This window comes from Palleronia sp. THAF1 (assembly GCF_009363795.1).
In the GTDB taxonomy this organism is placed as follows: Bacteria; Pseudomonadota; Alphaproteobacteria; order Rhodobacterales; family Rhodobacteraceae; genus Palleronia.
On record NZ_CP045420.1, the window covers coordinates 501,199 to 525,750 of the forward strand.

Genomic DNA, 24,552 nt, shown 5'->3' on the forward strand with positions numbered 1-24,552 from the left:
ATGCGCATGTCCAAGACCCTTTTGGCGGCCAAGCTCTCTGTCTCGGTACTGGCCATGCCCGTCGCCGCGCAGGATCTGTCGTTCCCCGGTTTTGCGATTTCCGTCGACGGTCAGACCATCGCAGGGGATCCGCGAGTCGCCGTGTCAGTCCCGGCGCGACAGGCAGACGTGGACCTCGCAAAAGCCGATATCCGCGTTCAGTACGACAGTCTCTATAATGAGCCGGCTCTGGCCCTGTTGGTGCTCGACGCGCCGCAGGTGCCGGTGCCGGGCGCGACCGTGCGGGTTGCCAGCCGACTGAATTACCCGGCATTCGTGACCCGCGGTGAGCTTTTGATCTATTCGGTCGAGCGGGGCCGCCTGCGGCAGGTCGCGCGCCGACCGCTCACTCCGGGAGGAGAGGCGTCTTTCGTCATCCCGCAGGGCGAAGAGGTGTTGCTGACCCACCGCGTCTTCGATGCCGAAGGCCGCTACGATGAAACCGCGCCGGTCACAATATTCACCACAGAGGCCGCCGACGGTGGTCGCGCCGACGGCACCCCCGCAACGGCCACCGTCGCCTCCCCCCCGATCCGCCGCCGCATCCCCCTGCGGGGCGGCACCGTCACCGTGTCCGGCTCTGACGTGCGCGATGGCGCGACCGTGTCGGTTCTTGGCGAAACGGTGGTCCCCGACGCCGACGGCACGTTCGTCGTGCAGCGTATTCTGCCGCCCGGTGAATTGCCGGTCGCGGTGCAGGTCAATGGCGCCGGAGAGGACACGGATATCGAGCGGTTCGTGACGATCCCGCGCGCGGAATGGTTCTACACCGCCATCGCTGACCTGACCTTCGGCAAACGCTTCGACCCCGGCGTGACCGCCGCGGGTGTGCAAGTGGACGATACCTACAGCTACGGACGCCTGGCCGGTTTCGCCAAGGGACGGCTGGCTTCGGGATGGGAGGTCACGACCCGCTTCGACAGTGGCGAGGAAGAGTTCGACGAGATATTCGACGGTCGCGACAACCAGGACGTGGCCGCGATCTTGGATCGGCTGGACTACGACGAAGTCGGCTACTCCGAGTTCGGCGATGACAGCGTGATCGAAGACGGCGCGCCATCGCGAGGCAAATTCTTCGGTCGTATCGAGCGCGATGGCAACCACCTGATGTGGGGCGATTTCGAAGCCGGGCTGGGTGACAACCGGCTGCTGCGCAACACGCGCACGCTCTATGGCGCGCAGGGCGTCTACCGCTCTGCCGACACCACCGAGAACGGAGACGCCCGCCTCAGCGTCGAGGCCTACGCCGCCCAACCCGACCGCCTGCCGGGTCGCGACATCTTCCGCGGCACCGGCGGGTCTTTATACTTCCTGCGCCAGCAAGACATCTCTGTCGGGTCCGAAACGATCTCTATCGAGATCCGTGATGCCGAGACCGGACGCCTGATCTCGACCCGTCGGCTGGTCGAGGGGCGCGACTACGACGTGAACTATATCCAGGGCGTCATCATCCTGTCCCGCCCGCTTCAGGGGTCGGTCGATGATATCGACCTGATCGACCAGCCGGGTGCCGAATATACCGCCAATCTGGTTGCGCAGTATGAGTTCACGCCCACTGCCGGAAACATCCAGGATTTCGCCTACGGCGCCCGCGTCGAAGGCTGGGTAGCGGACGATCTGCGACTGGGCCTGACCGGCATGGTCGAGAATACCGGCACTGCCGATCAGACCGCCACCGGAGCCGATCTTCTGTGGCAGATTGGCGAGCAGAGCGCGCTGCGGCTGGATTATGCGCGCACCGATGGGCCGGGATTCGGCGCGTCTGTGTCGCAAACGGGTGGTCTTGGCTTCACAGATATCGCGCCGGTCGTTGGCTCGGGACATGCGGTGCAGGCGGATGTCTCGCTTGATTTCGCCGATCTGGGCCTTGCCGCGCCGGGCCGGTTCGACGCGTTCTACCAGGAGCGGACGGCTGGCTTCTCCACGCTCGACCAGCAGATCACGGTGGATGAACGCAGCTCCGGTCTGGCCGTCGAGATGGAGCCGTCGGACGCGCTGCGCTGGCGGGTGTATTACGAGCAGTTCCGCGACGATGCCGGACGCCGTATCGACGAAGGCGGAGCCGAGATCGGGATCGCGCTGAACGACCGCATCGCTTTGGCCTTCGGAGTCGAGCATGTGGACAAGCAATCGCCCACTGCCGCGGCCAATGATACCGGGCGTCGCACGGATGTCGCCGCGCGTGTCACCGTCACTCCCAGTGAGCGGCTGTCCTACTACGGCTTTGCCCAAGGCACCGTGGACCACAGTGGTGGGCTGGAACGCAACAACCGCATCGGCGTCGGCGCGAATTGGGCCGTCGCGCAGAATTGGCGGCTGGAGGCAGAGGTGTCGGGTGGCAATCAGGGCGCCGGCGGCGAGCTGTTGGCCTCTTACGCCAACGATGCGGGCACCACTGCCTATGCGGGCTATCGGCTGGAGCCTGGGCGCGAGCTAAACGGCATCACACTCAGCGGTCGGGATCGTGGACAGTTCGTTATCGGCGGCACGCGCAAGCTGACCGATTACCTGGGCATCCGCGCCGAAAACACGGTGGACCTGTTCGGAGATTATCGTTCCGTTGCGAATCTTTACGGCGTCGACTGGGACGCGACCGAGGCCCTGCGCTTCGATGCCACCGCAGAAATCGGGCGCATCACCGACCGGGTGACCGGCGACATCGACCGTACCGCGTTCTCATTGGGCGTGGCGTATGACAGGGGCGACGACCTGACCGCCCGCGCCCGGCTGGAGCTGCGCCGCGACCGGGGCGAAGACCTTGGCGTGTCGCAGGATCAGGACGCCGTTCTGGTGACGGCGGACGTGGCGTGGAAGATCGACGACGCCCGCCGCCTCAGCTTCGGCGCGGAATATGCCGATATCGACAGCGACAACGGCAACCTGGCCGAAGGTACCTTCGCGCAGGTGGCTTTGGGCTACGCAATACGCCCGACGCTGGACGACCGCTTCAACCTGCTATTTCAGTATCGCTACCTGGAAGACCTCGTAGGCCAAGAGGTCAACGGAACCGCCGGTCAGGGACCACGCCAGCGCAGCCACGTCTTGTCCGTCGATGGAGAGTACGACCTGAACAAGCGGCTGTCGCTTGGCGCGAAGGTCGGCCTCCGCCTGAGCGAAAGTGCCCCCGGACCAGGCTTCGCGTTTGCCGACAACGACGCGTGGCTGGCCATCGGCAATCTGCGCTATCACATCGTCAAGAACTGGGATGGCTTATTCGAGTTGCGTCACCTGCAAGCGGACCAGGGCGGTTTTCAGGAAACGGGCGCGTTGGCAACGGTGTATCGCCACCTAGGCCGGAACGCCAAGGTTGGCATCGGCTTCAATTTTGGCGAGTTCTCGGACAATCTCACCGATCTGACGTACGATGATCGTGGAGCGTTCCTGAACGTCATTGCCAAGTTTTGAGGGTTCTTAACCTTCGTGAACCTGCCATCTGTTCGGTGTCGGCATAAACTTGGTGTTATCGGTAACCGAATGACGAAAATATGAATGCGTTCCGGGCACTCAGCTCCGCGTAAACTCAGAGGCCGCGCAAATCACTTGATCGGTTCGGTGTCGTTGCGCCGCCGCGTAGTCTGACGTAACCAAAGTCGGCTATGGGCCGTGAGCGTCGATCGATCCCAAGGGCGGAAACCGGACTTTCACTGGAATTATTTTATTGGCTTCAGGCCGATCCAGACGCAAACATCTGTGATAGATCAGGATAGGCTCTGGACTCATAGCCAAAAGATGACGGCAGCGGCGAGGGCGATGGCTGAGAGGAAGACCGTGGGGCTTCTGTCGTAACGCGTGGCCACGCGTCTCCAGTCTTTCAGGCGACCGAACATGATCTCAATCCGGTTGCGCTTTCGGTAGCGGCGTTTGTCGTATTTGACCGGGGTGTCGCGTGACTTCCGGCCAAGGATGCAGGGCTTTATCTTCTTGTTGATAAGGTCTTCGCGGAACCAGTCCGCGTCGTATCCTCGGTCCCCCAAGAGCCAGTCGGCGTCCGGAAGACTGCTCAATAGAGCTCTGGCTCCAGTGTAATCGCTGGCCTGTCCCGCCGTCATGAAGAACCGGATAGGCCGCCCACACGCGTCCGTCACGGCGTGCAGCTTGGTGTTCATGCCGCCCTTCGTGCGTCCGATCAGGCGTCCACGCCCCCCTTTTTCGACCATAGACTCGAGGCCGTGCGATGCGCTTTCAGATACGTGGCGTCGATGGAGATCGTCTTGTTGTCGGGCGCCTCCGCCGCCAAGCCAGCCATGATCCGCGCGAACACGCCCATATCGCTCCACCGCTTCCAGCGGTTGTAGAGCGTCTTGTGGGGGCCATATTCACGCGGCGCATCTCGCCATCGCAAGCCATTGCGATTGATGAAGATAATGCCGCTCAGGACCCGTCGATCATCGACGCGGGGCACGCCATGGCTCTTGGGAAAGTAAGGCCGCAGCCGCTCCATCTGAGCCTCGCTCAGCCAGTATAGATCACTCATCACGCCCCCTTTGGTTCAGAGGCGATGAATCACGCGGGCCGCAGAGCCTCAAGCAGATCAATGGGTCCTGACCCTAGGCGGCGACGCGTTTCTTCGGATTGCAGACTGTCAGCGAACGTGGCGAAGATCGGGCCCGATAGGCCGCCTAATCCTCGGTTGGCTCAGGCTTGTGTCCATGTCTTATGACCAGTTCCCAATGGCCTCCGCACGCCGTCACGTATTGATCGATGGACGTGAGGCTGGCCAGCGGTCCGGCCAAGGCTTCCATTCGTTTGATCAATGCCAAGCTCATCTTCGACTTGGCTGCCACCTCTTCCATGGTCATGTCGGCTGCATCGCGCAGACTTCGAAGCTTCAAAGCGATGTCGCGCTTGAGTGCGTTCGCTTCTTGCCGTTCGTAAACATCGGGCCGTAGTTTCCGCAGCCGCTGTCGGAAAGATTTCTTGTCGGGGTCCATTCGCTGTCCTCTTCGATCGCTTGGTAGCAGCAGGTCTCTGTGCCGATTGTCGAGGTTCGAACCGTGGGCCTGTCGCTGCCTGAGAGGCATCTTGCGCAGGGTCATGTCGGCCGGTGCAAAACCTCTCATACACGTGGACCGCTAAAAGCTGTCGACTGAAGCCGACGAGCAACATATTGAAGAATATAGGTTTTGCGAAAAACATTCGTCCTGAGCCCTGCAAGACCCGCAACCCTAATGGGCGCAAGGGAAAGTCTCTCCGTACGCTATTTGCGAAAACTGAAAGCATGTGCGGAGGGCGCTGAAAATCGTGTCGTCCGCCCGGATTTCGTCTCGCGTCCTTAGACCCTGCATCGGTACCCAACCGGTAACCCGACGCCTTGTCGGAGTCTGTGGAAGGGGTCGCTCATATGACTGATATCGTCATCCCGTATCACTCCGGCAAGATCTTCATCCTTGCCGATCTGCATCTTGATCATTGGCGACGGGCAGAGAGCAATCCACTGGTGGACTCGGGGATCGAGCACCTTCTTAGGGCGGACCCAGACGCCATGGTTGTCGCCGGCGACCTGATCAACGGGCCGCCGCACAACTGGCTTATGGCGATCGATTTCCTCGCCGCCTACATCGCTCCTGATCGCATCTACGCGTTTCCCGGCAATCACGACTACTACAGAAGCTCCCTGGAGGCCGAGGCCGATATGGCGGCCTACGCAGCACGGAAGGGCGCGCATTTCGTTCAAAGGCAGACCCTCCGTCACGGCGCCACGCGGATCCACTGCACGACATTGTGGACGGACTACGAGCTCCTTGGGGACCGGGCCGATGGGATGATGGTCGCGGAGCGGATCATGAACGATCATCGGCAAATTTCGCGCGAGACGTCCCAGTCTACTGACAGCTTCGAAGCCCTGCTGGGCCCGACAATCGATCAGCGCGTCACGGCGCAGGATCTGCGCGATCTTCATATCGCGCAGCGCGAATGGCTGGAAACCGAGCTGATGCGTGCCCATCCGGATGGGGAGACGGGCCAGACGGTCGTCGTAACGCACCATGGGCCGCACCCGGACGTCGCAGGGACGATCGATCGACTGACACCCGCGTTCCATTCCGATCTGACCGACGTTCTGACACGGCATCGTATTGATGCCTGGTTTTTCGGGCACTCCCACCGTCACCATCGAGGGGTGCGACATCCGCAATGTCTCGATCGGCTACCCCGACGAGCGGCCCGATCGGCCGGACTATCTCGAAGGAGCGTGCGTCTGGGAGAGCCGACATGGACCCCAATGACACCGACGCCGCCTACATCCGTCGGTTTCGCGATGTCGCGCCGCTGGACAGCCGATCGTGGCAGAACAGCGGCCATGTCGACGCCGAAGATATCGACGAGGACCTCAGGGAGGTTCTGCTCGCCTTCGCGCCATTCCTGAAGTTCACCGAACGCGATGGCAGATGGATCATTCTGGCACCCCAGTGGATCAAGGCCCATCACGTCGCGACGCAGGCCATCCTCGAGCGGATGTACCTGCGGTCTCTGGAAATGGCCGCCAAGGGCCCCGACGAGTCGATGCTCGACAATGCGCCACACTTGGACAAGTGGCTGCCCGTTCGGGATAGCTTTGGGGAACACGCGTCCCTCGTCGGCTACGTCGAGGAGCATCCGCTTCTAAGCCCGCGCTGGATTACGACCTCACGCCTTGCCGGGATCGATCCCGGCGGAAAATGGGCCCGGACGATGTCCCGATGGTATCGGTTGAGGAACGTGTCATCGCCAGACGAACTCACACAAGAGCTCGGGAGCAGGATAGACGGCATCTCGGGCGCGGCCCTGTTCCTCCACGAGGCGCTTGTACTGACGAGGCGGGCGCAAGCGGACGAGGGGCTTTAAGGTTGGCCAGATGCGGTGCGCTGGATTTAAGGGGTAATGGGTCATTGACCGAGACAGAAGGCCTGAACCGGACCCTCGTGCCGTCCGCAGCCAACGGCAGCTTCGAGCCCAAAAGTAACGGATGCTGCCTCGCAGCACATGCCACACCTCAAATAATCTACTCGCCATTTTCGACTTTTGGCGAAGCCTGCGCAGGCACTTGGCTTGTCGCAACGAGCGTTCGCAGACGGACGGGCTTTCGATACGTGACACAAGCCGACGGCAAAATGGAATGAGCGGAGACAATCTGATAGGACAACCGAACATAAAGGGATTGCGCACTGACCGTCCGCCTGAGTGGCCGGAGGGATTTCCGTGGCGGCACTACGCCTTTTGCGGATCAGTGACCTTGGAAGCGTTGCGCTCCATGATCCACTCAACTTCGGGCGCGGGTACGAAGCGCCATTTGCGCAGCGGTCCAGCCATGACGTTGAGGTAATACATCTCGAACCCGTAGGGCGCGCCGCAAGGGTGGTGGCCGCGCGGCACACAAACCACATCGCCGTCGGACACCGCCATCGTTTCGTCCAGTTGACCGTCATCGGTATAGACGCGCTGAACGCCGAAGCCCTGCGCGGGGTCCAAGCGATGGTAGTAGGTCTCTTCTAGGTAGGTGATGCGGGGGAAGTCATCTTCGTCGTGGCGATGGCTGGGGTATGATGACCAGTGGCCCGCGGGTGTGAAGACCTCGGTCACCAGCAGGCTGTCGCAATAATCCTCGTTTTCCATCGCGATATTGTTGATATGACGCGTGTTCGTCCCCGTTCCGCGTTCGGTCAATGTGATGCCATCTGGGCCGATCCGGCGTGCCGCATGACCACCTTGCCCCGGTGCGGTGCAGACGGCGATGACACAATCGGTGGTCGCGGTTGCCTGCCAGTCGGTGCCGTTCGGCAGATAAAGGCAGTGCGGCGGCGATTTCTCGAAGACGTCCATACGGTCGCCAAGCTCGCCCCATTCCTGCCCCGCGCCGGTGACCCTGGCTTTGCCCTCGACAATGACAAGGATCACCTCACGGTCGCCCGTATCTTCGCCGACCGTGTCGCCCGCGCGCAGCCGATAGAGCCCAAAGCCCACATAGCGCCAGCCTGCGCTGGCTGGCGTGATGTCATGCACCTTGCCGTGGGTGCCAAAGGGTTTTTTCAAAAGATCGGCCATCAACCGCGCCCCTCGATAGTCAGACCAGAAGCATCACAGCAGGACAGGATGTGCTCATAGCCTCGCTTGGATGCTTCAAACGGGGCGACCTTGGCCGGGTCTTGCTCGGCCTCGACCACGATCCATCCGTCGTAGCCGATGCGTGCCAGCTCATCGGTGACCGCCGCGAAGTCTATCGAGCCTTCAGGATCACCCGGCACCGTGAAGGCCCCCGCGACGACAGCATCAAGGAAAGATCCGTCGTTCTTTCGGTTCGCCGCGACCACATCGGCGCGCACATCCTTGTAGTGAACGTGCCCGATCCGCCCGCTCCACTTGCGCAAAACCGCCATGGTGTCGCCGCCCGCCATATCCAGATGGCCAGTGTCGTAAAGCAATTGCAGCGCCTCGGGGGCGCCTTCCATCAGCCAGTCAATATCGTCGGCATCTTCAACGATGGCGCCCATGTGATGATGGTAGACCATCGGCAGACCTTGGTCCGCCGACCATTTCGCGACCTCGCCCAGCTTCGCCCCGTAGGCGACGACGTCTTCTCGCGAAAGCTTGGGTCGTTTGGACACGGGCGTCAACCGACTGCCCTGAACGGTATTCGAGCATTCGGCATAGACGATACAGGGAGAGCCGAGTGCGGCGAACTGTTCAACCTGCGCCCGGATCTGCTCGATCTCTGTCTGCACATCATTCGCCAGCAGCGAGCCCGAACACCAGCCCCCGCAAAGCGACAGGCCGTAGCGATTTAGGTAAGCGCGCAGCCCGTCGGTATCGGCAGGCATTCGGCGGCCGCGTTCGATGCCGGTATAGCCGATCTCGGCCGAGTCGCGCAGCGCGTCGTCCATGGTGAATGCGTTTGTCAGCTCTGGCAGGTCATCGTTCTGCCAAGCCACGGGGGAGATGCCGATCTTGACGGACATGGCTTAGACCTTCCTTTGCCGGTCGCGGTTCTGCTCATAGGTTGCGCGGGCCTCTCGGACCTCTTCGCGGGTAGAGACCTCTGGCACGGCCACGTCCCACCAAGACCCGCCGGCACCAGTGCCGGTATGGGGATCGGTATCCAGTACGATGACAGAGGGAATATCGCGGTTGCGGGCGTCCTGCAGCTTTTGCTCCAGCTCAGCAATAGAGACCGCCTTTTCGGCGTGCGCGCCCATGGCGGCAGCGTGGGCCACGAAATCGATCTGCGGCTGCGTCTCGACACGTGCGTTTTCGTACATGTTGTTGAACGGTGCGCCGCCGGTGCCTTTTTGCAGGCGATTGATGCAGGCGTATCCCCGATTGTCGGTGATGACGGTGGTAAAGGGGATGCGGCGCATCACGGCGGTTGCAAGTTCCGAGTTGGCCATCATGTAGCTGCCATCTCCGATGAAGCAGACAACGTCGGCCTCGGGTCGGGCGAGCTTGATGCCCATGGCGCCCGCAATCTCGTATCCCATGCAGGAAAAGCCGTATTCCATGTGATAGCCGCCCTGCGCGGGCCGCCACAGCGTATGCAACGCACCTGGCATGGTGCCCGCGGCGCACATCACGACCGTATCCGGTCCCGCTTGCCGCTGGACGGCGCCGATCACCTGTGCGTCGGTGGGCAGACCATCGCCGTTGGGAGCAGCCATGACGGCGTCCGAGGTTTCGATCCAATTGTTCTTCAGATCGTCCGCGGCAACCTGTGCCGAATGATCGCCGAGTAGATCGGAAATGGCATTCAGGCTTTCCAAGGCGTCCCCCTGAACCGGCGTCGCGCCCCGCTTTTGCGCATCGTAGGCGGCGACGTTGATCGACAGAAGTTTGCGCCCCTCGGCCTGAAACAACGTCCATGAGCCCGTGGTGAAGTCCTGGAATCGGGTGTCGACACCGATGACCAGGTCGGCATCTGCAGCAACGGCGTTGGCCGCGTCCGTGCCGGTCACACCCACGCCGCCCAGGTTCATCGGGTGATCCCACGCCAGCGCAGACTTGCCGGCTTGGGTTTCGACCACCGGAATACCGTGACGCGTGGCGAAGTCGGACAGAGCGTCTTCGGCTTCGGAATAAATAACGCCACCACCGGCGACGATCACAGGACGCCGAGCCTTCCGGATCAGGTCGGCCGCGTCGTGCAACTCGGACAGGTCTGCGCGCGGGCGGCGCTTTGGCCAGAAGCGGGGTTCGAAGAAGTCCTTGGGGTAGTCATATGCCTCGGCCTGCACGTCCTGACAGAATGATAGCGTGACGGGGCCGCAGGCGGCGGCATCGGTCATCACCTGCATGGCGCGCGGCAAAGCCGTCAGCAGCTGCTCGGGCCGCTCGATCCGGTCGAAGTAGCGACTGACCGGGCGGAAGCAGTCGTTCACGCTGGTGGTACCGTCCTCGAAATCCTCGATCTGTTGCAGGACGGGGTCCGGACCGCGATTCGCAAAGACATCGCCGGGGATCAGAAGGATCGGCAGACGGTTCACGTGGGCAAGCGCGGCCGCCGTCACCATGTTCGTCGCCCCCGGCCCGATAGAGGATGTGACCGCCATCGCGCGCTTGCGTTTGCTGGTCTTGGCGAAGGCGATGGCGGCATGGGCCATCGTCTGCTCGTTCTGGCCGCGCCAGGTAGGCAAGTCGTCGCCGATCGCATGCAGCGCCTCACCCAGCCCAGCCACATTGCCGTGGCCAAAGATCGCCCACACGCCATCGACGAAGCGCTCGCCCTCGGCGTTGGACTGCACGGAAAGCCAGCGCACCATCGCCTGCGCGGCGGTCAGTCGGATCGTTTCGCTCATGCTGCGCTGTCCTTCCGGGCGTCCTGTTTCGCCGTTTCCCAAATGTCGCAAAGCCGGGCGTAGCGTTCTGTCATGGTTTGCACGGCGGTTGCATCGTCGATGGTCCCTGCGAACCAGTCGCGCGCCGCCTGTCCGAAGATCGTGCGCCCGACGGCGAACCCTTTGACCAGCGGGAACCGCGCGGCCAGGGCGAAGCTGTCGCGCAACTCGGTTTCCGGCGCGTCTAGGCCCAGGACCACGATGCCCCGTGTGCGCGGATCATTGCGCTCGATAGCGGTAACGGCGTCGGTCCAAGCAGCTTCTGTCCGAAAGGGCTCCAGCTTCCACCAATCGGGGAAGACGCCTTGATCGTAGATCCGCTGGATCACCGTGGCCGTCGTTTCGTCGTCCATCGGAGCGACCTTGGAGGGGATCACCTCCAGCAGGAATTCCAGCGCGTTGCGGCGACAAGAGGTATACAGGCGCTGGATCGTCGCGAGCTGGTCAGCCCACATCGCATCGTCGTCTTGTGGGTGGGCGAAACACAGGCATTTCACGACCTGTTCGCGGGGCCATTCGGCAAGGCCCCCGCAATCGGGTCCAACCTGCGGTTCCAGCCGCAACGGGCGGGAGCCGGGCCATTCGACTGGACGCCCGATCCATAGCCCGGTGCCAGCGGCGCGATGCAGTGCATCGGCGCCCAGTCTTCCGTCGCAAAGGACGCCGTGGCCCGCCCGACCGTCCGCATGAGCCAGCGCGGCGTCGAGGCAAAGGCCCTTGAACGCCGCGATCCGATCTGCGTCCGCTCCGTCCATCTCTTCCATCTGAGATCTGTGGTCGAAGGCGAAGACGCGGATATCGGACCAGTCGCCCTTACGGTTCGTCGCCCAATGCACCTGTTCCAGCGCGGCGTCGTTGCGCAGGTCGGGCCGCTGTACGCCGCGATCCAGAAAGAATCGCAGTTCGTCCCAGCTGGGATAGGCCGGGGTGCAGCCGTGACGGCTGACCGCCAACGCGCCGCAGGCATTGGCGTAAGTCAGAGCGGTCGGCCAGTCAGTATCGGTCATCCATCCTGTCAGCAGACCCGACATGAAACCGTCGCCCGCGCCCAGCACATTGAACACCTCGATCGGGAAACCCGGTCCGGTCTGGCCGTCGTCCAGACTGTTCGGGATCTCGCCTTCGAAAGCGCTTGCCCCCATCGGGCCGCGCTTGCACACCAGCGTCGCGTCTGACACCGCCCGCACGGCCCGCAACGCCTTCAGGGTGTCAGTAGAACCGCCCGCGATGTGGAACTCTTCTTCGGTGCCTACGATCAGGTCGAACAGATGCAGCGTCGCTTGCAGCTTGCGCGTCACCTCGGCGCTTTCGACAAACCGGCTTTCGCCGTCGCCGTGCCCCGCGACCCCCCAAAGGTTTGGGCGATAGTCGATATCAAGCGCGGTGCGCAGCCCGGCTTCGCGTGCGATGCGCAGTGCCTTAAGTGTAGCCGCCTCGACGGTCTGGTGGCTTAGGTGCGTGCCGGTCGCCACAACAGCGCGCGCACTGCGGATGAAGCCCTCGTCGATATCGGCCTCTGTCAGCCCCATGTCAGCGCAGTTTTCACGGTAGAAGATCAGCGGGAAACTCTCGCGGTCCCGGATGCCGAGCAGAACCAGAGCCGTAAGGCGGTCGGGATCGGTCTTCACGCCGGTTACATCGACGCCTTCGCGCACCAACTGCTCGCGAATGAAACGTCCCATGTGCTCATCACCGACGCCGGTGATGACCGCCGACTTCAGACCCAGCCGTGCCGTACCGCAGGCGATGTTGGTTGGAGAGCCGCCGATGTATTTGTCGAAGCTGCCCATGTCTTCCAGCCGTCCGCCCACTTGGCTGCCGTAAAGGTCGACGGACGAGCGGCCGATCGTGATGATATCAAGGTCGCCGGCCATCACACGGTGCCTCCAAGCGACCCTTCCAGCTGCGCCATTTCTTGCCCACCGGCCATCATGTCCTGCAGCTGTTCGGGTGTAATTTCCCCGCGGGTCGCCGTGCCCAGCGTCTTGCCGCGGTTGAGCACGGTAAAGCGGTCGCCCACGGCCAGGGCGTGGCGCACGTTGTGGCTGATGAACACGACACCGATGCCCTGCTTGCGTACCCGGTCGATGGTGGCCAGCACGTTGGATGTCTGGCGCACGCCAAGGGCCGAGGTCGGCTCGTCCAGTATCAGCACACGCGCCCCGAAATATACAGCCCGCGCGATGGCGACCGTCTGACGCTCGCCCCCCGAAAGGGTGCCCACCGCTTGATCCGGCGCACGCAGGTTGATGCCCATGTCACGCATATGGCTCATAGTGATCTCGTTCATCTTGTCGATGTCGAGGCGCTTGAACGGGCCGCTGCCCTTCGTGGGTTCGCGTCCCATGAAGAAGTTGCGCGCCACACTCATCAGCGGGATCATCGCCAGATCTTGGAACACCGTGGCGATGCCGGCCTCCATCGCCTCTCGCGGGCTGGAGAAATCCATCGGCTGGTCGTCGATGTTGATCGAGCCCTTCGTGGGCTTGTGAACGCCCGACATCGTTTTGATGAAGGTCGACTTGCCCGCCCCGTTATCGCCCAGCAGGCAATGACATTCGCCGGGGCGGACGTCGAAGCTGACACCGGCGAGCGCGATGATGTTGCCGAAGTGCTTTTCGATGTCGCGCATCTCGATGATCGGCTTGGCATCGGCCTTCGGCGTGCCGTGGTGGAACTTGGTTTCCTGCTCCATCTTACCGCTCCCCCGTTACGCGCTTGCGGATGTAGTTGTTGAACAGAACCGCGATCAAAAGCATTCCGCCAAGGAACACTTGGAACCAGTCCTGATCGAAGTTCGTGTATGTAAGGCCGATGGTGACCATGCCGAAGATGATCGCGCCGAAGAAAGCACCAATGGCCGAACCATAACCGCCGGTCAGCAGACAGCCCCCGATCACAGCGGCGATGATCGCCTCGAATTCCTTCATGAAGCCCCGCCGTGCGTCGGTAGAGCCCGAGTCCATCACCGTGATGATGGCGACCAGCGCACCGCAGCAGGCGGCGAACATGAACAGGCTGATCTTGACGCGCCGCACTGGCACGCCTGAGTTCGACGCCGCGTTGCGGTCACCACCGCTGGCGAAGATCCAGTTGCCGTAGGGCGTGCGCAGCAGGATGAAGGTCGCGACCAGCGCAAGGACGACGAACCAAATGATCTCTACCGGGATGCCCGGCACTTTGGGGGTGCCGTTGTTGAACGTCTCGACCAGTCCTGCGTTAGCAAGCCAAAGGAACAGCCCCTCGAACGCCTCGCCAGAGAACATCGGCGCAAGCCAGTCATTCTCGACCGCGTCGCGGACGCCGCGCAGCTGGGTTGAGCCGCCGGACGCGATCTTCAGTCCGACGAGCGACGCGCCACGCAAGATGAACAGGAAGGCCAGCGTCACGATGAACGATGGCAGGCCGGTCTTCAGAACGATCGTGCCATTCGTCGCGCCGATGCAGGCCGCCACGACCATCGTCAGCGGGATCGCAAGGATCAGCGGAAGGCCAAGCGTGACGACGCTTGCACCGAAGATCAAACCTGCGAAGGCCACCATAGAGCCGATAGACAGGTCGAATTCCCCGCCGATCATCAGCATGGCCGCACCAATGGCCAGAATGCCCAGCTGCGCCGCCGGGGTCATGAAGTTCATCACGCCTGACAGGGTGAACATGGCCCCGTCGGCGGTGATCAGAAAAAAGACCGTGACTAGGATGACGCCGGCGATTGCGCCCAGCTCCGGGCGGCGCAAAAGCTTCGCGCCGATCCCTTCTTCCTTCAGCCTTTCGTCCTCGACAATCTGCGGCGTGTCGGCCATCTCGGTTTCCTTTCGTGAACGCAAAGGGGCCGTGGCGCGGCTTTTGCGCCACGGCCCCCGATAGTGCTGCAAGGCAGAGGCGTCAGATTAACGGATGCCCTGCGAGGACAGATCGACGACCTGGGCCGCCTTGTCCTGTGTCACGAGGTTCGGACCCGAGGGCACATCGCCGCCCGGCACCAGACCGTATTCCGCGTTCATCGCCAGGAACACGACAGGCAGGTAGCCCTGCAGGAACTGCTGCTGGTCGATGGCGAAAGCGGCGTTGCCTTCTGCGACGGCCTCCAGGAACCCGGCAGACAGATCGAAGGTCGCGACCATTACCTCGCCGGTGCGGCCCACGGCTTCGACGGCAGCGATGGCAGGCTCGCCCACCAGGCTGGCGCCCAGACCCATCACGGTGTCGACGTCCGGGTTGCTTTCCAACGCGGCCTGAACCTTCGCCTGCACTTCGGCGGGATCGTTCTGCGTCGGGATCACCTCGACATCGCCGCCGAAGCCTTCAGTGAAGCCCTCACACCGCAGGTCGAGCGCGACGTTGCCGACTTCCTGATTCACGCAGATAGCGGTGGTGCCGCCCATTTCGGCCAGAGCTTCGCCAGCGACGCGGCCGGCCGTAAACTCGTCCTGACCGACGTGCAGCAGAGCGCCAAGATCGGCGGCCACATCAGAGCCGGAGTTCATCGAAATGACCGGAATACCGGCCTGAACCGCACGCTCGATCGACGGCCCAAGCGCGTCAGCGTCAGGAATCGAAACGACCAGTCCGTCGGGCTCTTGGTTCACGGCGGCGTCGATCAACTGGCTCATCTGGACCATGTCGAAGGTTTCGGGCGAGCGGAAGTCGACGTTGGCGCCCGTGTGCTCGGCGGCCATGTCGGCGCCGTTCTTGACGACCGACCAGAACGGATCGTTGGCCTGACCGTGGGCGACGACGATGATGTCCTGCGCCAAGGCGGGTGCGGCGATAGTCATGCCGGCGAGTACGGTCGCCGTTTTGATGAATTTGGTCATGGTTCCTCCCTTAGACCCTGTTGCCGACGTGCTGGCGCAAGACGGCTTCGACAAATGTGCCAACAAGTCCTCCCGACTCGTTTTGGAACATTTATTCTATTTAGGCTGTGTGAAGTTTACCTGTCAATCCCGCTGTCGCGCTGCGGCGGCCGCCACGGCAAGGGCCGTGCTCAGTGTGATCGCTGCGTTCAACGCGCGAAAGCCGCCGACCTCGTTCTCGCGCGCAATCAGCATGAGTTCGGCAAACTCGGACAAGGGGCAGCTCTCTGAATCGGTCAACCCTATTAGGCGCGCACCATTCGCGGCCCCCGCCTGCGACAGACTCACCGTTTCTTGCGAAAACGGGGCGAAGGTGATGGCGAAAATCACATCGTCGGGGCGAATGTTCAGCGGCGTATCAAGCGACCCGATACCGGTATGCTGAAGGGCGGCGAGATCCAGCTTGTTCAGCAGGTAGACCATGTTCGCCGCCACCGCGAAAGCGCGACGCAGACCGATGACATGGATGAAATTTGCCCCGGCCAGCATCTTGGCGGCCCGCGCCATTTGGCCGGAGGCAACAGAGTTATTCAGTGATAAGAGTGACTTGTGACCCGATTCTGCAAAATCGGACAACAGCGAGTCGGCGTCGTCCGCAAAGTCCGTGCGTAACGCTGCCAGTCGTGTGTCGTAGTCCGGGCGGAACGTCGTGAACTGAGCGCGAAAGACGGCCTGCATCTCGGAGTAGCCCGAGAAACCCAGAGCCTGGCAAAAGCGCATGTAGGCCGACGGCGCGACCTCTGCGAGCCGGGCCATCTCGGACACGGTAGAAACTGCGATCAAGTGCAGATGCCGCCGGGTGAACACCGCCGATTGCCGCAGCCGCTTCGGCGCCGTCTCGATTAGCGAGTCGATGCGCGTCATCGCCTCTGCGACGGTGTCGGGCGCGTCCGGCAAGCCCTGTGAAGCGTCCTGCATCGCGGAACTCCTTCTTGACAGTGTCAGGATAACCGCCCATTCCAGAAATGGAACAAATATTTCATCAGAGCGGAACATGGCGCTTTCACTGGGACTAATCGGCGGCGGGTTCATGGGCAAGGCCCATGCGCTGGCCTATCGTGCCGCAGGTGCTGTGTTCGGTGATCTGCCAGAGGTGCGACTGGCTACGTTTTGCGACCTTCCCCATGACACGGCCGAAACACTGGCCGACCAATTCGGCTTTGCGCAGGCAACGGATGACTGGCAGGCGCTGATCGACGACCCAATTATCGACATCGTATCGATCACCGTACCGAACGCACTTCACAAGACCATTGCGCTGGCCGCCCTTGCCGCTGGCAAACATATTCATTGCGAGAAACCGCTATCCCTGACACTGCCCGACGCGCAGGAGATGGAGGCTGCGGCGAGAAAGGCCACGGGGCGGACGCTGGTTGGCTACAACTATCTGCACAATCCAATCGTGCGCCTTGCGCGGCGTTTGATCGACGAAGGCGAAATCGGTCGCCCCGTCCATTTCCGTGGCTGGGTCGACGAGGATTACCAGGCCGACCCAGATCTGCCTTGGTCCTGGCGCGCGCGCCGCGCCGACGCGGGGCTGGGCACTTTGGGCGATCTGGGGTGTCACCTTGTGTCGATGAGCAACCTGATGATGGGTCCCATCGACAGCCTTGTTGCAGATACGCAGATCATTCACGAAACGCGCAGTCTGCCCGACGGCTCGGGCGAAGCTCCCGTCGAGAACGAGGACACAGCATCGGCCATCGTGCGCTACGCAAGCGGTGCGCAAGGCACACTTTGCTCCTCTCGCTCGGCCTGGGGCCGCAAGAACAAGCTGGACTGGGAGGTCCATGGAACGCGCGGCATGATCACCTTCAGCCAGGAACGGTTGAACGAATTACAGATCTACACCGCGGATGGGCCAAGGGATCGGCAGGGGTTCCGTACCATCCTGGCCGGTCCGGAACACGCGCCTTACGGTAACTTCTGCCCCGCACCCGGCCATCAGTTGGGCTTCGGCGACCTGAAAACGATTGAGGTCGCTAGCCTTCTGCGCGCCATCGCCAATGGCGAAGAGGCATCGCCCAGTTTCACCGACGCGCTGGCTTTCGAGTCCGCGATCCATGCCATCGACACCTCCGCCCGAGAAGGGCGACGCGTCACGCTTTAACATCTGACACCGGAGTTCCCCCATGAAAGTCGCTCTCTTCGGCGCTGGCCGCATCGGCAAAGTTCACGCCGCCTCGATCCGGATGGACCCCAGGTCCGACCTTGTCGCCGTTACGGATGTGATGACCGACGCGGCCGAGGTGCTGGCCAGGGAATATGGCATCGCGGCCCGTTCGGCAGACGAGATCCTTGCCGACGACAGCATCGACGCGATTCTCATTGCGTCTTCGACCAACACCCATTCGGACTTGATCGAGGCGGGCGTGAAAGCAGGAAAGGCAATTTTCTGCGAGAAGCCCATCGATCTGTCGCTGGACCGCGCACTGAGCGTCCGCGAAATCGCCGCCAACCACGACAAGCCCATGATGATGGGCTTCAACCGCCGGTTCGATCCAAACTTTGCCGCCTTGAAAAAGGCTCTGGACGCTGGAGACGTTGGCAAGGGAGAGTTGCTCTCTGTCACCTCCTACGATCCAGCTCCGCCTCCGGTCAGCTACATCAAGGTATCCGGTGGCCTGTACCGCGACATGATGATCCACGACTTCGATATGTGCGCCTTCCTATTCGGGATGCCGAAATCGGTGATGGCTCACGGCTCTTGCCTGGTGGACCCCGAGATCGGCGAGGCCGGTGACGTGGATACTGCCGTGGTCGTGCTGACCTACGCCGACGGGCGCATCGCCACGATCCGCAACTCGCGCCGCGCCCCCTACGGATACGACCAGCGGGTCGAGGTGCTGGGCGCGAAAGGCACCATCGAGGCGCAGAACGAAATCGAGAACACCGTCGTTGCCACGACAGAAGCGGGCCGGGTCGCCGCCAAGCCGGTCTACTTCTTCCTGGAACGCTACATGCGGGCATACGCCATTGAATGGTCGGCTTTCGTGGATGCCTGTGTCGATGGCGCCGACGTGCCCGCAACGATCCAGGATGGCGTCAACGCCCTCGCACTGGCCGAAGCCGCGAACCGCTCGCTGGCCGAAGGCCGCCCGGTCGACGTGACCGCTGACATGACCGGAGCCTGATCATCATGCCCTTCACCCTTGCCGCTTGCGCCGAGATGCTGTGGCCTGACAAGCCAATCGAATGGCGTTGCGCGCGCCTGCACGAGATGGGGTTTCAGGTCGGGCTGTGGAACTGGCCCGACCATGATCTGGACAAGCTGGAAGCGACCGGCGCGACCTTTTCGATCATGAATGGCTATCTCGAAGGACGGCTGGCCGATGATCAGGGCGCGGAGATGCTACTTGCGTCTGCCCGCGAAACAGCGGAGGTCGGCAAGCGGCTGGGCGTTGCACGGCTGAATCTGCACGGCACCGGACTGGGCGATGGCGGCCGACCCAAGGTGGCGGAGGTTGCGACACCGCTGAAATGGATCAAGGCGCGGGATACGTTGAACCGGATCTGCGATCTGGGCGAAGAGTTGGGTGTTGTCTTCACGCTGGAAAACCTGAACTTGCCCGTCGATCACGCAGGCGTCCCCTTCGCGCGGGCCGAAGAGACGCTGGTCTTAGTGTCAGCGGTGGACCGGCCTGAACTTCGCTTGAACCTTGATCTTTACCACGCGCAAATCGGTGAGGGGAACCTGATTGAACTCTGCCGGGCTTGCCTTCCGTGGATCGGAGAGGTTCAGGTGGCAGATGTGCCGGGACGGTGCGAGCCGGGTACGGGCGAGATCAACTATCCCGGTGTCGCGCGGGCGCTATCCGAGATGGGTTACGCTGGCCCCGTTGGCTTGGAGGCTTGGGCATCCGGTGACCCCGAAGCGGCTTTGACAGCGTTCAGGACATCATTCAGCTGAAAGTTATTTGGTGGGTTTGACGCGCGGTCTCAGTAAGCCGCTGCTCCCCGGCGGACGTTCGCCGCTAGAATGACTGGGTCTTCAACGCCAGCAGAACCAGTCAGACTCTCCGGAGTGTGCTTACATAGTCGCCATCATTCAGACGGCGCACACAGACACCGAATGTTGCGCCGCGCGAAAAAAACAGCTCTGTGCGACCGATCCACTCAAGACGCGCAAAGCCCGCTTTGGAAGCGACATGCGTTAGTAGGCCTACACGGGGCGAAGTTGATTTTTTGCCCTCTTCTCCGCCTGTCGTCGCGGAAGTGGTGGAAATCGAGCAAGTGCGGCTAGCGGCAGAAAAGTGCCGGACAGGAGTATTTCGCTCCTCGATAGGATGACTTTGGTTTGCGGGTGGTCGATCACGATCCGATCACCCGCAACCATTCCGGAGTCGAGGGCGTCAGGCGTCTTGTTTTGCCCATTCCCATGGCCGAGTGTAGTCGCCCAGCACGCGGGAGACGGCGGCTTCATCGACGTTCCCGGTCTTCGTGACATGGGCGATCAGCCCGCGCTTCTTGTCTTCGGTGACGGATGTGACTTCGGCGCTCAAGCCAGCCTCGGCCAGTGCGCCGTTATAGACGCGGGTGATCGCGGCGCGGCGCAGGTCGGGTTTGAAGACCTTGCCGACGGCGGTTTTCGGGATCTCGTCAAGAATCTCGATATGCTTCGGCCAAGCGGCGCGCTCGTTGATCTTGTCCTTGGCGTAGTCGATCAACTCTTGGGATGTCACAGACGCGCCGGAAACCAGTTCCACGTAGGCGCAAGGCAGTTCGCCCGCGTGGGCGTCGGGTTGGCCGATGGCTCCGGCCATGGCGACGGCCTCGTGACCGGCGAGCACTTCTTCGATCTCGGCGGGGTCGATGTTGTGGCCACCGCGGATGATCAGGTCCTTCGCGCGGCCCGTGATCCAGACGTAGCCGTCGGCGTCGATGCGGCCCAAGTCACCCGTGCGCAGATAGTCGCCGTGGTAGAGGTCCTTGTTCTTGTCGGCCTCCGAGTAGGTGTTGCCGACGAAAACGCCCGGAGAAGCGACGCAGATCTCGCCCACAACATCCGTCGGGCACTCCTTCGCGCCTTCGTCGGTGTCGTGGTAGATCTTCACGTCCGTGTAGGGGAACGGCAACCCGACAGAGCCGATCTTCTTCGTGCCGTCGGGCGGGTTGATCGACACGAGGCAGGTGGCTTCGGTCAACCCATAGCCCTCGCAGATGGTGACGCCGGCGGCTTCCTCGAACCGCTTGTACAGTTCGACCGGCAGCGGCGACGATCCACAGAACGCGATCTGCAGCTTCGAGATGTCTGCATCCACCTTGCGCTGCATCAGGGCCGATGCGGCGGTGGGGACGGTGATCATGAAAGTGATCTTGTGACGCTCGCACAGCTTCCAGAAGTTGTCGAAGACGCCGTCGCCTCGGTAGCCCTGCGGTGTGGGGAAGACGACATGCGCGCCGGACGAGATGGACGCGCCGATGACGACAACGGCGGCGAAGACGTGGAACATGGGCAGCGGGCAGATCAGGTTGTCTTCTTCGGTGAACAGAAGTTCGGTGCCCAGCCAACCGTTGTAGATGATGCCCGAATACTTGTGCTGCGCGACCTTGGGCATACCCGTGGTGCCGCCGGTGTGGAAATTGGTGCAGATGCGGTCTGTCTTTGGGTCGTCGAATTTCAGCGATTTCGGCTGCGCGGCGACGGCCTTGGTGAAGGACTGGACCTTTGCGTTGTGCGTCACCTCGACCTTGGGACGGATCAGCGGGACGATCAGCTTCTTCACGCCGGTCAGGTAGCGATGCAGGTCGACCTCTAGGACATGCTGGACGTTGGGAGCATCGGCGACGGCAGCGGCGGCTTTCTGGGCCACATCCGTCTTGGGAAAGGCGCGCAGGGTGACCAGCACCTTGGCGTTCGTCTCGCGCAGGATGGCCGCGATCTGCTCGGGTTCCAGCAGCGGGTTGATCGGGTTCACGACACCCGCGACCATGCCCGCAAGGTAGCTGATGTTCACCTCGTTGCAGTTGGGCAGAAGGTAGGCGACCCGGTCTTCAGGTCCGACGCCCAGTTCACGGAAAAGGTTGGCGGCCTGCGCAACCTGGTCCTTCAGCTGCGACCACGTCAGCGTCTCGGCCTTGTCGTCGGGGCCAGAGAACAGCTGGTAGGTCAGCGCGGGTCGATCAGCGAACTTTCCGGCGGTCTGTTCTATCTGATCCCAGACGGTAACCGGTACGTCACGGTCCGCCCAAGCCGATTCCGCTTCAATCTTCTTCAGGTCTTCAAGCGTCGCGTGCGCCATCGTATCTCCTCCCAAACATACTTGCGCCTGTCTGTCGCAGGCGTTGCTTTACAAGGGAAGTCTGACGCTGCGGCGCGCGGTAGCAAGCGGAAACGTTGCGGCAGGTTATTCCGCAGCCAGCCCGGCGGTGAATTGCAGGCGGGCGAGGCGGGCATATAGACCGCCTTGCGCCACCAGTTCGTCGTGCGTTCCCTGTGCCACGATGCGGCCGTCGTCGAACACAAGGATGCGGTCGGCCTGCTTCACGGTGGCCAGTCGGTGCGCGACGACAAGTGTCGTGCGGCCTTGCGCCAATCGTTCGACGGCCTGCTGCACAAGATGCTCGGATTGGGCATCTAGCGCGCTGGTGGCTTCGTCCAGCAGCAGAACGGGCGCGTCGCGCAGGATCGCGCGGGCGATGGCGATGCGCTGTTTCTGGCCACCCGACAGCATGACGCCACGCTCGCCCACGTAGGTGTCGTAGCCTTCGGGCAGGGCGGTCAGAAACTCATGCGCGGCTGCGGCAACGGCGGCGGCCTCTACTTCGGCGTCGCTTGCGTCAGGGCGACCGAAGCGAATATTCTCACGCGCGCTGGCGGCGAAGATCACCGGGTCCTGCGGGACCAGCGCGATGTCTTTGCGGAAAGCGGCGCGGTCCATGTCTGCAAGGTCGGTGCCATCAAGCGTGATTCTCCCCGATTGCGGATCGTAGAAGCGCAGCAGCAGTTGGATCACGGTGGACTTACCCGCGCCGGATGGGCCGACGAGGGCGATGGTCTCGCCCGGTTTCACATCGAACGATACGCCGTTCAAAGCGGGGGTTTTCAGGCGCGCGGGGTAGGCAAACTGCACGCCACTGAACGTGATTGCGCCTTTTGCTTCCGTCAAAGAGGCGGGTGCTTCGGGGTCGGTCACACTGTCGGTCGCGGTCAGCAGTTCGACCAGCCGCTCGGTGGCCCCGGCGGCGCGCTGCAACTCTCCCCAGATCTCTGACAAGGCACCAACGGCCCCGGCCACCATCACGGCGTAGATGACGAATTGCACCAATTCGCCCACGCTCATGGTACCCGCACGCACGTCGCGCGCGCCGATCCATAGGACGCCAACGATGCCGATGAACACCAGCAGGATCACGAGGATGGTCATCACGGCACGCACGCCGACCCGTTTCTTTGCGGATTGGAAGCTGCGTTCGGTCACATCGCCGAAGGCTTGCTGCGATAGCGCTTCGTGCGTGAAGGCCTGCACGGTCTGAACGGAAGACAGGGCTTCGGACGCATTGCCGGAGGACGCGGCAATCCAATCCTGATTTTCGCGCGACAGAACACGCAGGCGGCGGCCCAGCACGACGATCGGCACGATGACGACGGGCACCAGAAGCAGCACCAGCATCGATAGCTTGAACGAGGTGTAGATCAGCAGCGCCAGTCCGCCGATCAGGATCAGCGCGTTGCGCAAAGCGATGGAAACGGAAGAGCCTATGACAGAAAGGATCAGCGTCGTATCGGTCGTGATGCGCGACAGAACCTCGCCCGTCATGATCCGCTCGTAGAACGATGGCGACAGACCGATGACGCGGTTGAAGACGGCCATGCGAATGTCGGCGACAACGCGCTCTCCCAGCCGGGTGACAAGGTAGTAGCGCAGGCCGGTTCCCATCGCCATCAGGGTGGCGATCAGGATGAAGGCGCCGAAATATTGGTCCAGCATCTGCACGGCGCTGGATTCGAACCCGTCCACGACGCGGCGCACGGCGATGGGCAAGACGAGTGTGACACAGGCGGTCAGGACCAGTGCGGCGAGCGCGGCGGCCAGCATCAGACGATAGCGCGCAAGGAAGGGCCACAGGGCAGCCAGTTCGCCGATGCGTTTGGACTTTTCGCGTTCTTCTGTTGCGGGGGGTGGCGGCACGGGCGGCTCCTTACGGTCGGCAGGGTTTTCGCCGCGCGAGGCCGAGGATGCAAGTGGCACGGGAGTCGCGGCTTTGCGCCGGGTGTCGTGCAGCTTTCAGATGAAGAAGCTTGGAGCGGGCGACGGGAATCGAACCCGTATCATCAGCTTGGAAGGCTGAGGTCTTACCATTACACAACGCCCGCGTGCGGGACTGCGTTTAGCGCGGGCGGCGGGGCCACGCAAGCACTCAGGCTTCGATCCAGATCGTCACCGGTCCATCGTTCGTCAGGCTGACGGCCATGTCCGCACCGAAGCGTCCGGTCTGGACGGGCACGATCTCTCCCAGCGTCTTCGCGAAGTGTTCGTAAAGCGCCTGGCCTTCGTTCGGCGGGGCGGCGGATGAAAAGCCGGGACGGTTCCCGCGAGAGGTGTCAGCGGCCAGCGTGAACTGGCTGATAACCAAGGCAGAGCCGCCTATGTCGACGACCGAACGGTTCATACGCCCGTCCTCGTCCCGAAAGATGCGTTGCTTGGCGATCCGGGTCGCCAGCGCGTCGGCGTTCGCCTGTTCGTCGCCCTGCATCGCGCAGACAAGGATCAGTAGGCCCGGCCCCGTCTCTCCCACAAGCTCACCATCGACGCGCACCTGCGCATCCGTCACCCGTTGAAGCACTGCCCGCATTCCCCGGCCCTTTCCAATGTGTTCGCGCCTGTCATAGTCGGCCCAGGCCAAGCGGTGAAGGA

18 protein-coding genes, 1 tRNA gene and 1 pseudogene are annotated in these 24,552 nt (G+C 62.5%); 6 read left to right on the forward strand and 14 right to left on the reverse strand.

Annotated elements, in window-relative coordinates:
- Nucleotides 1–6 precede the first annotated feature (6 nt).
- On the forward strand, nucleotides 7–3,444 hold the full coding sequence (locus tag FIU81_RS02445; protein WP_124110818.1) for a hypothetical protein: 3,438 nt from the start codon (nucleotides 7–9) through the stop codon (nucleotides 3,442–3,444).
- 311 nt (nucleotides 3,445–3,755) lie between these two features.
- Here FIU81_RS02445 and FIU81_RS02450 read toward each other — a convergent pair.
- Nucleotides 3,756–4,513 (reverse strand): IS5 family transposase gene (locus FIU81_RS02450; RefSeq protein ID WP_152460894.1). Its coding sequence is split into 2 segments (ribosomal slippage): nucleotides 3,756–4,189 and nucleotides 4,189–4,513, totalling 759 coding nucleotides; the frame shifts between segments, so codons are not numbered across the junction.
- Nucleotides 4,514–4,658: 145 nt separating this feature from the next.
- Nucleotides 4,659–5,075, reverse strand: a complete 417-nt coding sequence (locus tag FIU81_RS02455; protein ID WP_216644271.1) for a helix-turn-helix domain-containing protein — start codon at nucleotides 5,073–5,075, stop codon at nucleotides 4,659–4,661.
- Nucleotides 5,076–5,380: 305 nt separating this feature from the next.
- On the opposite strand from FIU81_RS02455, the pseudogene FIU81_RS17120 reads away from it, so the two are divergent.
- Both FIU81_RS17120 and FIU81_RS16905 read left to right on the forward strand, forming a co-directional pair.
- Nucleotides 5,381–6,085 (forward strand): annotated as a pseudogene (locus FIU81_RS17120) (metallophosphoesterase family protein); the annotation flags it as partial.
- 164 nt (nucleotides 6,086–6,249) lie between these two features.
- Nucleotides 6,250–6,861 carry a DUF6634 family protein gene (locus tag FIU81_RS16905; RefSeq protein ID WP_254695977.1) on the forward strand — a complete coding sequence of 204 codons (612 nt, stop codon included), beginning with the start codon at nucleotides 6,250–6,252 and terminating at the stop codon, nucleotides 6,859–6,861.
- A 363-nt stretch (nucleotides 6,862–7,224) separates the two neighbouring features.
- Here FIU81_RS16905 and iolB read toward each other — a convergent pair whose 3' ends face one another.
- The 8 genes from iolB to FIU81_RS02500 all read right to left on the reverse strand — a co-directional run bounded on the left by iolB (nucleotide 7,225) and on the right by FIU81_RS02500 (nucleotide 16,612).
- Entirely contained in the window at nucleotides 7,225–8,058 is an 834-nt protein-coding gene (gene iolB, locus FIU81_RS02465) for a 5-deoxy-glucuronate isomerase (protein ID WP_124111437.1), read from the reverse strand.
- Entirely contained in the window at nucleotides 8,058–8,969 is a 912-nt protein-coding gene (gene iolE, locus FIU81_RS02470; protein ID WP_124111436.1) for a myo-inosose-2 dehydratase, read from the reverse strand. Before iolE ends, iolB begins: the two co-directional genes overlap by 1 nt.
- A gap of 3 nt (nucleotides 8,970–8,972) precedes the next feature.
- Nucleotides 8,973–10,799, reverse strand: a complete 1,827-nt coding sequence (gene iolD / locus FIU81_RS02475) for a 3D-(3,5/4)-trihydroxycyclohexane-1,2-dione acylhydrolase (decyclizing) (RefSeq protein ID WP_124111435.1) — start codon at nucleotides 10,797–10,799, stop codon at nucleotides 8,973–8,975.
- The gene (locus tag FIU81_RS02480; RefSeq protein WP_124111434.1) at nucleotides 10,796–12,712 is read right to left on the reverse strand and encodes a bifunctional 5-dehydro-2-deoxygluconokinase/5-dehydro-2-deoxyphosphogluconate aldolase; all 1,917 of its coding nucleotides are present in this window, start codon (nucleotides 12,710–12,712) and stop codon (nucleotides 10,796–10,798) included. Before FIU81_RS02480 ends, iolD begins: the two co-directional genes overlap by 4 nt.
- Complete coding sequence (locus tag FIU81_RS02485; protein ID WP_124111433.1) at nucleotides 12,712–13,533, reverse strand: ATP-binding cassette domain-containing protein; 822 nt, start codon at nucleotides 13,531–13,533, stop codon at nucleotides 12,712–12,714. Before FIU81_RS02485 ends, FIU81_RS02480 begins: the two co-directional genes overlap by 1 nt.
- 1 nt (nucleotide 13,534) lies before the next feature.
- Nucleotides 13,535–14,641, reverse strand: coding sequence for an ABC transporter permease (locus tag FIU81_RS02490; RefSeq protein WP_124111432.1), 1,107 nt, complete (start codon nucleotides 14,639–14,641; stop codon nucleotides 13,535–13,537).
- A gap of 87 nt (nucleotides 14,642–14,728) precedes the next feature.
- Entirely contained in the window at nucleotides 14,729–15,655 is a 927-nt protein-coding gene (locus FIU81_RS02495) for a sugar ABC transporter substrate-binding protein (protein WP_124111431.1), read from the reverse strand.
- A 123-nt stretch (nucleotides 15,656–15,778) separates the two neighbouring features.
- The gene (locus tag FIU81_RS02500; RefSeq protein WP_124111430.1) at nucleotides 15,779–16,612 is read right to left on the reverse strand and encodes a MurR/RpiR family transcriptional regulator; all 834 of its coding nucleotides are present in this window, start codon (nucleotides 16,610–16,612) and stop codon (nucleotides 15,779–15,781) included.
- A gap of 76 nt (nucleotides 16,613–16,688) precedes the next feature.
- Here FIU81_RS02500 and FIU81_RS02505 point away from each other — a divergent pair, with 76 nt between their 5' ends.
- The 3 genes from FIU81_RS02505 to FIU81_RS02515 are packed head-to-tail and all read left to right on the forward strand — an operon-like array spanning nucleotide 16,689 to nucleotide 19,604.
- The gene (locus FIU81_RS02505; RefSeq protein ID WP_124111429.1) at nucleotides 16,689–17,804 is read left to right on the forward strand and encodes a Gfo/Idh/MocA family protein; all 1,116 of its coding nucleotides are present in this window, start codon (nucleotides 16,689–16,691) and stop codon (nucleotides 17,802–17,804) included.
- A gap of 22 nt (nucleotides 17,805–17,826) precedes the next feature.
- Entirely contained in the window at nucleotides 17,827–18,828 is a 1,002-nt protein-coding gene (gene iolG / locus FIU81_RS02510; RefSeq protein WP_124111428.1) for an inositol 2-dehydrogenase, read from the forward strand.
- 5 nt (nucleotides 18,829–18,833) lie between these two features.
- Nucleotides 18,834–19,604 carry a TIM barrel protein gene (locus tag FIU81_RS02515; protein ID WP_124111427.1) on the forward strand — a complete coding sequence of 257 codons (771 nt, stop codon included), beginning with the start codon at nucleotides 18,834–18,836 and terminating at the stop codon, nucleotides 19,602–19,604.
- 442 nt (nucleotides 19,605–20,046) lie between these two features.
- Here the strand turns inward: FIU81_RS02515 and FIU81_RS02520 are convergent, their stop codons facing one another.
- The 4 genes from FIU81_RS02520 to dtd all read right to left on the reverse strand — a co-directional run bounded on the left by FIU81_RS02520 (nucleotide 20,047) and on the right by dtd (nucleotide 24,490).
- Complete coding sequence (locus tag FIU81_RS02520; protein ID WP_124111426.1) at nucleotides 20,047–21,936, reverse strand: acyl-CoA synthetase; 1,890 nt, start codon at nucleotides 21,934–21,936, stop codon at nucleotides 20,047–20,049.
- Nucleotides 21,937–22,041: 105 nt separating this feature from the next.
- The gene (locus FIU81_RS02525; RefSeq protein ID WP_124111425.1) at nucleotides 22,042–23,826 is read right to left on the reverse strand and encodes an ABC transporter transmembrane domain-containing protein; all 1,785 of its coding nucleotides are present in this window, start codon (nucleotides 23,824–23,826) and stop codon (nucleotides 22,042–22,044) included.
- Nucleotides 23,827–23,937: 111 nt separating this feature from the next.
- Nucleotides 23,938–24,011 (reverse strand) — tRNA-Gly (locus FIU81_RS02530).
- 44 nt (nucleotides 24,012–24,055) lie between these two features.
- Nucleotides 24,056–24,490 carry a D-aminoacyl-tRNA deacylase gene (dtd, locus tag FIU81_RS02535; protein WP_124111424.1) on the reverse strand — a complete coding sequence of 145 codons (435 nt, stop codon included), beginning with the start codon at nucleotides 24,488–24,490 and terminating at the stop codon, nucleotides 24,056–24,058.
- Between the last annotated feature and the right edge of the window lie 62 nt (nucleotides 24,491–24,552).